Source organism: Candidatus Woesebacteria bacterium, assembly GCA_016700095.1.
Taxonomy (GTDB): Bacteria; Patescibacteriota; Microgenomatia; order UBA8517; family UBA8517.
On sequence record CP065002.1, the window covers coordinates 271724 to 285271 of the forward strand.

A 13548-nucleotide genomic window follows, 5' to 3' on the forward strand; every position below is an offset into this window, starting at 1 on the left:
GGCACTTACTAATTATTTGGAATTAATTACAAGTGTGTTTTGAGGATTAAGTAAACCTTTATTGTCATATGCAGTCCTATGCATTCCCACCGACTCCCAGATGTTTTTACCGCGAACTCGACGATATGTGTTATTCATTACCTTAACCTTAGCGGGGTCTAGGAAATCTTCTGTTTTGTAAATCTTACCCGTTACCAAGTTTACTTCTTGCACAAGTGCGTCGAATGGTTTGTTTATCGCTTCTGCGCTGTCCCGTAAACCAAATTCGTTGTGTTTAGTACCATTTACCTCAAATACGTAGGTGTTTCCTCCAACGCCATTTTCTTTTTTATACTTTTGTTGCACCAGCTCCATAAACGCGCGTAAATTTCCAGACGTAATTTCGCGCATCAGCTTTTCAGGAGAATTGATGCCAACCTCAGCCAAGTAACCAGAGTTGTAAAGTTCAGCCAAAACATGTTGGTATTGCATTCGTTGAAACCTTTCTTCTGTGATTAATTCGGCACTTGGATTATTCAAACCGGATTTTAAAGCGATGTTGTCAAATGCAACTATTCCACCGTCCTTCACCACCATAATTGTTGTGCCATCACTTCCTTTTCGTAAGTTCCTCATGTACTCGTCTGAACCATCTCCTTTTATAACATCAGGCGTTTTATTCTGACCTCCAGTTATCCTTGAGGCATTTTCTAGAAATGCCCCATGTTGTGCATCTGATTGATAAAACATGCCGGCACGCGTAGTGCTGCTTAAAACTGAGAAACGTCCATTGATATTTGCCCCGTATCTTGAATTATCTGAATTATTTATAATGAATGCTGCCTCAAGCTCGTATCCTGGATCGATTTCCTTGTTTGCAAAACCATACGTATCTACTGTGGGTTCTTTGACTAAAACAGTTTGGATAACCAACTTTTTTGTTCTGTTTGAACTATTGAGATCGTGCGTAGTGGCAAAGAAAAGGTGGTTGCCAGTTTCAGGTACATCAACACCGAGATCATCTAGATCAATATTATTTGTATCAACCGCACCAACCACCCCACGCATTGCACTTTCAAGATCTCTTGTTTCATAGACTTTTGCATCAACAAATCTGACTTTTTCTTCTACGACTATGCCATTTTGTATTTGCTGAACCTTAAACTCCATGTCATTAAGCGTGTTCATATTACCGCCTCTTTGGACAAAAACTTCCTCAAAGAAATAAAAGGGTAAAATATCAGTAGTTACTAAACCTGCGATACTTGTTTGCTGGCCTGAATGGGCAAGTAGAAAATTCGTATTCTTTCTATCGGTTGTTACAACACCTGTTAAATCGGGATGTTGATTATAACTATCAAATCTTTCGATTTGTTCGTGATCATCAGTTGCTATTCCACCAGATTGTAAGTTAAGACGCATGGAAACTTCACCAGTTTCTGAATTTATGGATGAATAGCGGGGATCTAAGTGTTTTTCTACCCACCCGGGTGTTTTATAAGTAGCTTCCAATATTTCTTTGGGGAAAACGATAGTAACATCTTCTTCCAGAGATATTTGTCCAATTCTTTTGTTGGGATTGGTTAACTTCTCCACATACTCTGGAGTGCTAGTTGGCTCTGGTTCATTTGCTGGAGTGCTAGTTGGCTCTGGTTCATTTGCTGGAGTGCTAGTTGGCTCTGGCTCATCAGTGGAGGTTGCAGTAGGTGTTGATTTATCGATTCCAGCTCCCGAACCGCTTCCTGAAACATGTGAATCGCGGTTATCGGGTCTATTTATATTTTGCTTTTGTGTATCCCCAAAGATTGCCCTTTTACCTTTTTTTATTTTATCATCAGCTGAGTTTACAATAATACTAGCTCCCACAAGTCCGGCAATTTTCAAAACATCACGCCTTGTTAACGCAAGTGGTCTATCGGATTGATAATTTTCATTTCGCTTACCTTTTTCGTCTTCTGAAATATCAACTGTTACCTCACGTTTGGTGTAGGGAGATTTGTTTATTACAAGTTTATTATTTGGTTCTTCAGGTTTTTCTGCCATAGGAATTAACACCTCGCGTTGGGTGTATGGTGATAAATTAAGAAAACGTGTTTCATGTTCGCTCATATTAGTATAGCGTAAATAATTTATATGGAGATTTTGAAAGAAAGCAGATTGCCTAATTACTAACTGCAACCTGCTAACTACCATCACCTATCTGCTAATTTCTAGTAATTATTCCCATCCAAGAAGTGAGTGTAAGAGCAGTACTCGTCTTTTTTGGCAACTAATTGCCAAAAGAGCCAAGTCCTGTTTGCCGGGCCCCACCCGGCACGCTTTAGAGGTTATTTTCTTACACCCACATCTTGAGCGGGAAGTATCTTTACTTGTGCAGGGTTGGACCCTGCAGACCAATTTTCATTTCCTCAAATAATTCACTTAAGAGATCAAAGTTGGTTAGTTTCCTGGATATAGAGAAAGGAATACTAGAGGAGTTTTGCGAGTTCTTTGGTTGATATCCCAGCTTGTTTAAGAATCGCTCTTAATGTGCCTTGAGGAATCGGTTTCGCATGTACTGCTACTTGTGTCCATCTTCCGTCAGGATGTTTTAATCTTATGTGAGATCCTTTGCCGCCGACCTCCACAAAACCCAATTTAATTAATATTTTTATTAATCTCTTTGGTTTTATATTACGAGGTAGTTTGGGCATTTATTGACCAGATTATTAAGTTTTACTTATGCGAAGGCGGCTTTGTATTTGGAAGGAATTTTCACCTTGGCAGAAGTAACTATTTGCTCTTCCACATTATCTATCGGTATTTCTTTTCCTTCTTTACCAAGTGTTTCAATTGCCAACTCTATTCCATCTTTTATGCTTTGCATAACTTCCTCAATACTATCTCCATAATCAGCTATACCCAAAGTGGGGCAATATGCATTGTAAACCTTATTGCCGTCAGGGTATTTTTCTGGTTCTATGATAACTCTATAGTTAAGTACGCTCTTTTGCATACTTAGGATTATATCATAGAGAATATATTAATTTTTTAACGTGCGATATCTTAAAAACAGCTCCCGTAATGGGATTAGAAATTAGGTAATTACCTAGTGCCTAGTTCCCATCTACCAACTACCATCTACTATCTACTAATTAGTTCCCATCTACTAACTACAAACTACTATCTACTAATTTATAAACCAATTTTCAATTCTCAAACCATTTGCTTAAGAACTCAAAGTTGGTTTGCGCTGTCAATTTGTTGTGTCGTTCTCGAGTAAGTAGGGGGTCCGGCTTTCGCCGGTCTTCTTTTGCTAGCCGCGTGGCTAGCTACTCGGGAGCGACTGTCAATCGACAGCGCTTAAATAGTTAATCAAGTGTGTCCCACTTGCGTAATTGCTTAAAATTACGAAGTGAAAAATATCACTTATTAACTATCCCAAGGATAGGATCTTAAAAGATTCAAATAAGGTTACCCTTACTTAAAAAAATTAAAAATCTTTTCCCTTTCGAATCGGGTCTTAAGTTGTTCCGAAGAACAAGTGACTTAAGTTCCAATTCTTTTGGAGTTGAGATTAAAAAGTTTGGAGTTTAGGCGAACCTAAATCCTGATTTTCAATTCCCAATTCCGGGTGGTTTTCTAGTCGCCTAAGGCAACAGTCCTCAATAGTGAGAGGTTTTTCAAAAACCGGTTTTGTTGTTTTTTGTCCTAATGGACCCAGATTTGAACCTTAGTTCAAATTAACAACACTGGTTTCTTCTAGATTCTCTAAAGTGAGAAACAATTGCTTGTAGTAAGCAACTTTCGAAGAAGGGTAATTAAAAGATTGGTATTTTTTGTAATCGAGATTTCTCTCAACTACCAATACTTTTCTTTCAACTACCGTTGATCCCTATCCTGAGACTGATTTATCTCAAGCTTTTAGCAGTGTTTTTCTCAATGCCGTCCGGCATAAGTTGAGAAAAAATAGGGTAGTGAATGACAAATATCCGCGTTAGCACGATTAGCTAACCTCGCGTCCAACTAAGCTAGGCTTAGTTTACTGGTCTTTCCAGAAGGCAATAGCCTTAAGAATTAACACCCAGAGGGAACGGACAACCTTACGGTCCAACTGTCTCACGACGTGAGACCGTAAGGATTTAAATACCTAGTCTTCTCGGCCGCGCCATGCGCCAAAGGCCATCCCCAAGAGGATGGCTATGGGCGCGAGTGCGCACAACCATATAAGACTTGGCCCACTGCCGCCGGTCGAGGCACTTTTTAGGGTGCCAGGGGTGGAAACCAAAGGCGGCCGGCTGGGGGTGATGCTGACGGCGGGGGTGGGAGTGAGTTTGGTATCAGCGCATTGAGCGATGAAAACTACAGCGGGGTTACCCACTTTTCCCGAGAATCGGTTGTTTTCGCTCTCAAAAAGAGGCGATAAAAACCAATTTTGAGGGAAGCTGTCACCTCCGCGGAACGCCTGCCCCTGACCAAGGGTTGACGTAACATTTGTTACAATCACACCCTCAGGGGGCAATTCCCATGTTCCCATGTATCCACTGCCGTCGGCCGTGTGCGGAAAGCCACCGAAATAGCTTCCAACGCCGATGGTTACGGTCATGGTTTCACCATGACCAGGCGTATATGACCCGTCAGGCCACTCACAGAAGTGATACCCTCTCAGGTACCCCTTAATGATTCCCGGCGTGGGGCTGGGGGTGTTGGTGACCCACGGCGTTGCCGTTGTCGTCGGTGTTGGTGTAACCGTGCCAGGGGTGGGGGTGAAGGGCGATGTCGGTGTTGGCGTCACGGTCAATGTCGGTGTGAACGTTGGCGTCACGGTCAATGTCGGTGTGAACGTTGGCGTCACGGTCAATGTCGGTGTGAACGTTGGCGTCACGGTCAATGTCGGTGTGAACGTTGGCGTCACGGTCAATGTCGGTGTGAACGTTGGCGTCACGGTCAATGTCGGTGTGAACGTTGGCGTCACGGTCAATGTCGGTGTGAACGTTGGCGTCACGGTCAATGTCGGTGTGAACGTTGGCGTCACGGTCAATGTCGGTGTGAACGTTGGTGTCCATGTGGGCGTGGGTTCGGGACAGTTTCCCTGAACTACTACTTGAACGCTTCCACCTGGGTTGGGAGATGTATCCACGTGATTAAATTCACAATGGACTTCTCCGCCCGGAGGTATTTGAAATCCAAAACTGTTTTGGTATGGGTCAACTGTTCCCAATAAACCCTCAAAACCGTTCGAGCAGGAGTAAGTTATTAACTCCCATTCGTCTGGTCCCGACCATACGCTCTGTGTATTTACGTTTACCTCCATTGTTGATGTGTTGCTATCATTGACGATTGTGACATCGTCCGTGACTTGTTCACACCAATAACTGGGTGTTGTGTGCTCTGAGCACAGTATTGCACTTATCCAGTAGTAGTTTTGGGCTTGGATATTTGTGGCACTGCCACCTAACAACATTGTTGAAAACAATAGGATCCCGAAGATCCATTTCGTGATTTTCGCTGTCTGTTTAGACATGTTTAACCTCCGTTAAATGTTGCGAAATAAGAAAGAACTACTTCACTTACTTTTCCAAGCTCTTTACAAGCTAGGCGAGGGGAAGATCAAAACCCTCGGTGATTTCCGTTCACCCAGTCCCTTTAAGGACTCGAAGTAAAATTACTTTAGCTGGTGCACTTATCATTCTCTTGATTAGTAAAGTATCAGACGCGTTTTTACGCTGACACATCAAGAGGCTTGGGCTGAGACCCAAACTTACAAACCAACTGTCCCTATATTGAGGGAAATATGCAGTCAAGCGTTTGCTTGACGGTTAACTTTTCAAGTGTTTAAATGAACTATGTCACTTACTAAAAAAGATTTAGATCTAATAAGACAAGTTATTGACGATTCGATGAGAGATACGAATAATCCTCTCAAACTTGAACTTAAAGCCGATATACTTGATTTCAAACTTGAAATCTTGAAAGAAATCAAAGCACTTCGTGAAGAAGTGGCGGTGACAATTTCATATCGGGACATGATTGCTAAAAACGAGGAAGATATAAAGAAACTAATCAATATCCATCCTTCATTTTCGCACACCTAAAATTTTGCATATTTCCCCCAATAAGGGTAAGTAGTAACTTTCTTAAGTTACACCCTTTTGCCTTAACCCTCGATTTATTAATCGGGGTTTGCCGTATGTCCATCCACAACTAATGCAATTTGGATAAATCCAATAAAGGATTTGTCCTCCTACGCAATGAGCTACGGAAGGACTGCACTCCGATTATTATCGGAGTTTGCCATTCACTAAGTTTTTAAAGAGCTAGCGGTAACTTGTACCTTTCTCTATTAGTAATCTGTAATTGGCAGCTCGCGTTGGTTAAATTTAACTTTGGCCAACTGCCACTTACTGATTACTAATGTCAGGAATTAGGCACTAGGTAGTTAGATAATTACCTAATTCCTAAACTGATCCAGTATCCTATATTGCGTACCTGCACAAATGTCGTTTGAGCGTTAGTTGTCTGCCAGTTATGTGACCTTCTGACGCAACAAACAACAAACAACAAACAACAATCAACTGTCAACTTGTAACAAGTAACCTGTAACAAATAGTAAATAACCTGTAACAAGTAACTAGTAACAAGTAACTAGTAACAAGTAACTAGTAACAAATAACTAGTAACAAATAACCTGTAACAAATAACCTGTAACCATTAACCGATAACTGGTAACTTGTTACCATTAATTATTAGTTTTTCGAACCTTATGAGTTTCGGTGATACACCCATCAAGACTGTTGTCATGCACGCTTCCTTGTCATTCCCGCGGAAGCGGGAATCCAGCCTAGATCCCATAGATCCCCGATCAGGTCGGGGATGACAAAATATGAAACTTGTGTACCCGATACTTTTTTACTTTTGCACTTTTAGCACCCTGTAATTGGCAGCTCGCGTTGGTTAAATTTAACTTTGGCCAACTGCCACTTACAGACGGCTAATATCCTAACAAGATATCGAATATCGAATATCGAATATCTAACACCTGCTATAGACATATGCTACTTGCTTTTCAATTACCCCAAATGTCTTTTGGTTGCCAATTGCTCGACAAATAGGTGACAGACGGGCTCTATCGGGCTTTTATTGCCTTTGTTTGATTTGCATACCCAGCTTACGGCTAAGTATCAAATTCAATTTCTTGGCTTCTTGGCAGACAGGTCAGTCGAACTCACAAGTCGTGTTTCAACCAATCTGCCTGCCCAAAAGCCAAGGCTGTAGTTAGTGATATTTTTCGACCTTCAAACGCAAAAAACCACACCTTAGAGTGTGGTTAAACTATATGCAAACTATTAAAGCCAAACCCGAGTACCTACCCGCAGTTTAAGCAGTATTCTCCCTTTAGCTTTTTTTCCTTCTAATAAATAAAAAGTATTAAGGCTTAAAAAGCTTATAAAGGAGTAAAAAAATAGTTTGCACAAGATCTGCCGTTTGACAAGATCAATTAATTTCCTCTAAAGCTACCTAGATTTCTCTAAGTGTTGGCAGTCTATCAAAGAGAGTGATAATTGTCAAGAGGGGAAATAAAGTAGCAAGTAGCAAGTAGCAAGTAGGTGGTAGATGGGTAGGAATTGAGTAAATACTAATTCCTAAACTCTAATTTCCTAAAAACAACCCCGGGGGTTGGAATAGCCTCAATCTAACCCCCGGGGTTGGAATTTGAAAACTTGGAAACTAATTCATTGCCTCTGTGAGGTATGGCTATTTTCCAATTTTTGCAAGCTCGGCTTTGAGGATGGATAGCTTATCTGCGTCGTTTTTCATTTTTTCCTTAATTTTTTTGTTTTCTGCTTCCTGGTCAAACGCCGGTCTTACCGGTGGATACTGTGGCGGATATTGATTCGTTGGGTAGAAGGGTGCGTTGGGATACTGTGTTGGTGGATAATTTGTATTTGGATAGTTCTGCGGTTCCATCAACGGATTTTGTTCTTGAGGCGGGTAATACTGAGGATTAGGATTGTTTGTATTTTTCACGGCTTTATTTTCACTCCTAAACTGAGGCTGTTTTGGCCTGGCGTGGTGACCGGCTTTCGGATTCGAGTATGATTTTGCTTGAGGTTTGGGAAGGGTGGAATTTGGACTTTGGACAACATTTTGTCCAGAATCGTAGAGCTGTTGTTTTTGAGTGTTTGGATTTTTATTAAATGGTTTGTTATTTTCTTTTAGCCACGGAAACTGGGGAACATCACTTGCTGCCTGGGCGTTGGGGTTGGGATGTGATTTAGTGTGTTTCGGCCTTCCTTCTTTCACTTCAGGACTTTTTTCACTCAATATATCTTTTTCACCTTGCACCAAAGGAATGGCGTGGCTTGTTTGTTGGGGAACAGCAATAGGTGCCGGAATAATTCTATTTGCCAAATCATTAAATTGGCTTGGTTCGGGAGCGGTGTTATTTACTGCCTGACCCGGATTGAGTATTGGGAGTGTTTCACCCATAGTTGCATTTTGAATTGGTATTGATCCAAGTGGCATGCCGGAAGGGATGATTTCTTGTGAGTCGACATCATAAGTTTCGTTTTCTGAAACTTCTGCCAACGACGGTTCTTTTGCCGATCGCGACCATCTTTCGCGGCTGACTTTGATAACCTTTTCTCGATTGCTGTTTATACTTTCCGGAAGTGAAAGCGTGGTTGCCAAAAATGGACGGGTCGAGTGCGCATCGATCATGAGTTTTATCGCAATTTGATAATTTGCCAAATTAACCATATCGTTTTCGCTAAATACCTCGGCAAATTCTTTATTAAATACCCTCGCGTCATCAGCTCCTACGGAAAAAGAAATCATCGTACCCGCATTTCCCAAAATTGCCTTTTGAACAGTATCGGGAATTTGAGCCATATACTGATTTGCAAGAAGTAGGGCTAAGCCGTATTTGCGCGCTTCAGACAAAATTTTCACAAAGCTGTCTGTTGCGAAATTCTGAAACTCGTCAACATACAGGTAAAAAGGAACTCGATCTTCTTTGGGTGTGTCGACTCGGTGCATAGCCGCGAGTTGGAATTTCGTAATTAGCATTGCACCAAGAAGCGAAGCGTTGTCTTCACCAAGTCTACCTTGCGACAAATTCACCAAGAGTATTTTTTTCTGATTCATAATGTCATCAATCGAGATTGAACTTTTGGGTGTGCCGATTATTCGCCGTATCATTGGTGAAGTCACGAACTGTCCAACTTTGTTTTGGATTGGTGCTATAGCTTCTTTCTGTAATTTCTCAGGCATTGCATCAAATTCGTCTTGCCAGAAATGAACCAAGGCTTCGTCTTTAAGTTTAGATACGACACGGTTTCTGTACGACTGGTTAGCTAAAATTCTCAAAACATCAGCCAGTGTGGAATTGGGAATTTCTGTCAGCGTGAGGAAAGAGTTTCTTAAAATGTATTCCATCCGTGCGGACCAGACATTTGACCAGACTTTAGTAAAAATGCTCATAAGGCCTGCTACAACAAGTTCGGCTTCTTCGCGGTTGGTTACCTCTAATGGATTAAGAATGATCGGGTATTCTTTATCTGCCGGATTAAAGTAAATAGTGTCGTTGATCCTGGAGCTTGGAATGTAGTTTAATAAGTCCTCGCATAAATCTCCGTGAGGATCGATAACGGCGATACCGCGATCTTTCTTCAAATCATCGACACCCATGTTTGCTATCATTGTCGATTTACCGGTTCCGGTTTTTCCTACCACCCAGACATGCCTGAGGCGATCTTTGTCTTTGATGCCAAAAACTGTGTCTTTGTTTTGATAACGTGTTTTTGCAAAGAAATTTATCCTTGATTTTTCGGCAGGGGACTTGTCGGTTGCAATCGGTAAGTTTTGCGGAGGTTCAGTGAGAACCGAATTTCCCCAAGCAATTGTCGGAGTTTTTATCAAAGAGCTGGGAAGATGCCAAAGCGTTGCGATTTCCTGAATATTTAATATATGTTTGTCAGCAACCCTTCTTTCTTTAAGATATTCGATTTCTTCGGCAAGTTTTCCCTTTTTGGGAATCTTGACTACGAAGGCGTTACCGTCGGCTCGGGTATAAATTTCAAAAGTATTAATCAGATCTCCAAGTGTTTCTTCACTTGGTGCAAGAATTCTCAGAGAAGTTTTGAAGCCGGGATAAGATATTTTTTCTTTGATTATTGAAGCATCAGGTCTGGGTTTATATGTACCGTCCTCGTTTTTGGTGCCAAACTCAGCGTATTTCTGACCGTTTGCTTGCCAATTGCTGTTGACGGTTTCAAGAGCGATCTGAAACATTATAAAATCATCGGCAGGAGCTTTCGACAAAACACTCAAAATTGACGACATCGGATCGACATCTTTGAACGACGGATATACTGTTAGTGGGTAATAATCACCTTGTTTAAGTTTGAAATATGCCACTACATAATTTGTAAGGTCGACATGAGAGATGGGATCGTTAACCTTATCAATGGTTGTAAGGGGATAGCTGGAGTGGATCTGAGTTTCGATAAAAGGAATAAGGTTGATGTCGCAAGTTAGCTGAAAATGAACTTGCCCGGCAAAGTGAATAATTTCAAGCGCAAGAGGTTGGGTATTTGTAGTCGATTTCAGAAAACCAAAAAGTGACCCCCCTGAACCCGGATTGATTTGGGTAAGTGCCGTCAAAAAAGTTTGCGCCGCCTCTGGAGTAACTTCAGTGTTACGGGGAACTTTGAGTAAAAGTGTGGTTAAGTTGGACATGGTATTTATAGTATAACAGGAGAAGAAAGGTGTGATAAATATAGATAATAGAAAACGTTTTCAAATATTTTAGGTAAAGCTATACGGGCTATACAGGGTCCAGCCCTGGAAGGGCTGGACCCTGTAATATCCATTTGTGTTATAATAGCCACGCAAAGGAGGTGATATTAATGAGAGAATCTGGAGATCCACTAACACCATTACAGACACAAGACGAGTTTGAAAGTACACACAAACCGGAAGTTTCAGGCACTGCTTCTGATGAACCAGAAACAGAAAATACACAGACACCTGTACCTGCTAGTGACAACACAGCACAACAAAGCTAAACCGTAGCTATTTACGAAATTTCGTATTTATAGGTGTTTAGGGTTGGATTGGGGATGCATTCATAAAATACTCGAGTAAAGACACTGAGGGGATTGTTATTGTGTATTAAGAAATTATTATTTATTAAAAGTAGCTTTAACTTTATGACTATGCACGAGGTAATTATTTATAGATTAAGATTAAGGAGGTGATATATATGAAAGATAGAATACAAAGAGTAGTGGATATTGAAACAGGAAAGCTGCAGGCAAATTCAAGAAAACCTGGAGGAAAAAAAGATCGAAAAATTGCAATAAAGGCCGCGGAGCTGATGTTAGAAAATCCTGATATGACTCCAGAAATAGCACTTAACAAACTTGATCCTGAAAGTGCAAGGCTTTTGGGTGAACTTAGGGAGAAGGAAATTTAAAAGGGTTTATATGACTAATAGAATTTTATTGATGGTTGTAGTTTGACCAATTATTTTTTGTCTACTCCTAAAGATTAAACTCCCTCGTTATTGGGAGCCGCGCATAGTAATTTGTATTTAGAAGTAGATTGCGATAGGGAAACTGACGATGAGAAAGTTGAGTTTCTTATTTCAGCTATAAATATAATCACAAATCTCAACTAATATTTACGCACTAAGTTTCTGAATCAGAAATCTTAACTCTAAATATATATTAGTGGGCGCGCATGGACTCGAACCATGGACCTCCAAATTATCAGTTTGGCGCTCTAACCAACTGAGCTACGCGCCCTCGTCAGAGCAAGTTCCGCTTTCCGCCAAGCAAACTTGGCTTATCGCTCCACTTGTCTTCCTCTTCACTTTTACAGTTGTAAAAGTGGAAAAATGTGTTGCTTCACTTTTTGCAAACCACATATCGTTTATTGCAAAGCGTTACGTAATTTCTCCTTATCAATTTTGTACAAAAAAATTGGGAAAGATATTATTCCGCTTACTACTATGTAAACGCTTTTTTTAATACAAAACCCAAAACCAGATTCAAATAAACGAAAATCAATTTTGAGTTTATCGATACATAATTTATCATATATATGGGATTTAAACAATTGTTTAGTGGCGAAGAAATATAAACTTCAAAAATATAAATTTCACGCGCATTGACGGGAAATAGTTGACCCGTTTGGTATAATTAATATGTGGGTATAATTAAAAAACTGTTTGGCGGAGATGATGAGACTTATGTTGTGCATGGAACTCCAGACGGAACGATGACTGATGTTGAACCAAATGATATCATACTAAAGGGTAAGGAGATACGTGAATATCATGAAAGATCAGGGAAACACCCTGAGCATTGTGGTGCCGAAATTGCGGCGGATATTGTTAGTCGAAGACCACGTGTGTTTAATACAAAAGAAAGAAATTAATTACCTTATCCTCGTTGACTTCAATTTAAATAAGCCTTATAATAGCTTCTAGCTTTTGAGTCGGAATAAACAGTTGGGATGAATAGTCCCGACTTTCGAACTAATAAGTTTGAATTCGTTCAATCATCAGCCAGCTTACGCTAGCTAGATTCTTGAACTAATATAAATGATAAGCCTATTTGTAACAAATAAATTTAGAGCGCTTATTTTGCGCTTCTAGACAGGGCTTATATTTAGTTATTTACCGGCTTTTAAGCCGGTTTTTTTGTTTCTAGTATAAATACTAGATATAATTCGCACATTAAATTTTACTTGCCCTACATTCATCTAAAATTCGAAAAACGAATTTATAAGAGGAAGAACAATGGAGCGTTGAAAGCAAGCTTTCTGCCTGCTTAATTTAGTGGACTCGTTCCGACGCGGGCCGTTAGCTCAGTTGGATAAGCAAAGCTTGGCCACTTGATCTAACCACCTTACGGGTTGTTAGCTCAGTTGGATAAGCAAAGCTTGGCCACTTGATCTAACCACCTTACGGGTTGTTAGCTCAGTTGGATAAGCAAAGCTTGGCCACTTGATCTAACCACCTTACGGGCCGTTAGCTCAGTTGGATAAGCAAAGCTTGGCCACTTGATCTAATCGCCTTACGGGCCGTTAGCTCAGTTGGCTAGAGCGCTACATTTGCAATGTAGAGGTCGTGGGTTCGAATCCCACACGGTCCACCAATGAGTACATTGATGAACCATGTGGTTTTCGAGGAATGCAACCAAGTAGGGAAAGTGCATGGCGAATCCCACACGGTCCACTCATTAGGAATTGGGAATTAAGTAGTTAGTAGTTAGTAGATGGTAGATTGGTAATAGAAATTTGGATTTTTAACATTAGTATTTAGTTTTAAGTTTCAAGTACCAACAATTAAGAATTGCGGAATACTTGACACTAAATACTTATTAGTAGGTAATAACAACGCAGAAAAATTTTGTTGTGAGTTGTGAGAACCGGTTAGACTTAACCAGTTTTACAGAACACACCAACAGATTTGTACTTTAACAACTAAGAGAATGAAGTCACTTTAAGTGTACTTCATGGAAAAGGCCGTGAACCATCATTTATTTGATGATTCACAACACAAAAGCAATTTTGCAAAGC

Annotated in this window: 9 protein-coding genes and 2 tRNA genes; 6 read left to right on the forward strand and 5 right to left on the reverse strand. The window is 40.5% G+C overall.

The window, feature by feature from the left end:
* Positions 1-12 precede the first annotated feature (12 nt).
* The 3 genes from IPM62_01475 to IPM62_01485 all read right to left on the reverse strand — a co-directional run bounded on the left by IPM62_01475 (position 13) and on the right by IPM62_01485 (position 2974).
* On the reverse strand, positions 13-2088 hold the full coding sequence (locus IPM62_01475) for a hypothetical protein (protein ID QQS39599.1): 2076 nt from the start codon (positions 2086-2088) through the stop codon (positions 13-15).
* A gap of 359 nt (positions 2089-2447) precedes the next feature.
* On the reverse strand, positions 2448-2672 hold the full coding sequence (locus tag IPM62_01480; GenBank protein QQS39266.1) for a type II toxin-antitoxin system HicA family toxin: 225 nt from the start codon (positions 2670-2672) through the stop codon (positions 2448-2450).
* Positions 2673-2698: 26 nt separating this feature from the next.
* The gene (locus tag IPM62_01485; GenBank protein QQS39267.1) at positions 2699-2974 is read right to left on the reverse strand and encodes a type II toxin-antitoxin system HicB family antitoxin; all 276 of its coding nucleotides are present in this window, start codon (positions 2972-2974) and stop codon (positions 2699-2701) included.
* A gap of 1663 nt (positions 2975-4637) precedes the next feature.
* Here IPM62_01485 and IPM62_01490 point away from each other — a divergent pair.
* On the forward strand, positions 4638-5054 hold the full coding sequence (locus IPM62_01490; GenBank protein ID QQS39268.1) for a hypothetical protein: 417 nt from the start codon (positions 4638-4640) through the stop codon (positions 5052-5054).
* Positions 5055-5804: 750 nt separating this feature from the next.
* Positions 5805-6053: a hypothetical protein gene (locus IPM62_01495; protein ID QQS39269.1), complete on the forward strand. Its 249-nt coding sequence runs from the start codon at positions 5805-5807 to the stop codon at positions 6051-6053.
* A gap of 1660 nt (positions 6054-7713) precedes the next feature.
* Here IPM62_01495 and IPM62_01500 read toward each other — a convergent pair.
* Positions 7714-10698, reverse strand: coding sequence for a type IV secretion system DNA-binding domain-containing protein (locus tag IPM62_01500; protein QQS39270.1), 2985 nt, complete (start codon positions 10696-10698; stop codon positions 7714-7716).
* Between the two features lie 170 nt (positions 10699-10868).
* Between IPM62_01500 and IPM62_01505 the strand changes: the two genes are divergently transcribed.
* Both IPM62_01505 and IPM62_01510 read left to right on the forward strand, forming a co-directional pair.
* The gene (locus tag IPM62_01505; GenBank protein ID QQS39271.1) at positions 10869-11027 is read left to right on the forward strand and encodes a hypothetical protein; all 159 of its coding nucleotides are present in this window, start codon (positions 10869-10871) and stop codon (positions 11025-11027) included.
* Positions 11028-11224: 197 nt separating this feature from the next.
* Positions 11225-11437, forward strand: a complete 213-nt coding sequence (locus tag IPM62_01510) for a hypothetical protein (protein ID QQS39272.1) — start codon at positions 11225-11227, stop codon at positions 11435-11437.
* A 257-nt stretch (positions 11438-11694) separates the two neighbouring features.
* Here IPM62_01510 and IPM62_01515 read toward each other — a convergent pair.
* Positions 11695-11768, reverse strand: a tRNA-Ile gene (locus IPM62_01515).
* A gap of 403 nt (positions 11769-12171) precedes the next feature.
* Between IPM62_01515 and IPM62_01520 the strand changes: the two genes are divergently transcribed.
* Together IPM62_01520 and IPM62_01525 are read left to right on the forward strand one after the other, a co-directional pair.
* Positions 12172-12402, forward strand: a complete 231-nt coding sequence (locus tag IPM62_01520) for a hypothetical protein (protein QQS39273.1) — start codon at positions 12172-12174, stop codon at positions 12400-12402.
* Positions 12403-13047: 645 nt separating this feature from the next.
* A tRNA-Ala gene (locus tag IPM62_01525) sits at positions 13048-13124 on the forward strand.
* Positions 13125-13548: the final 424 nt, after the last annotated feature.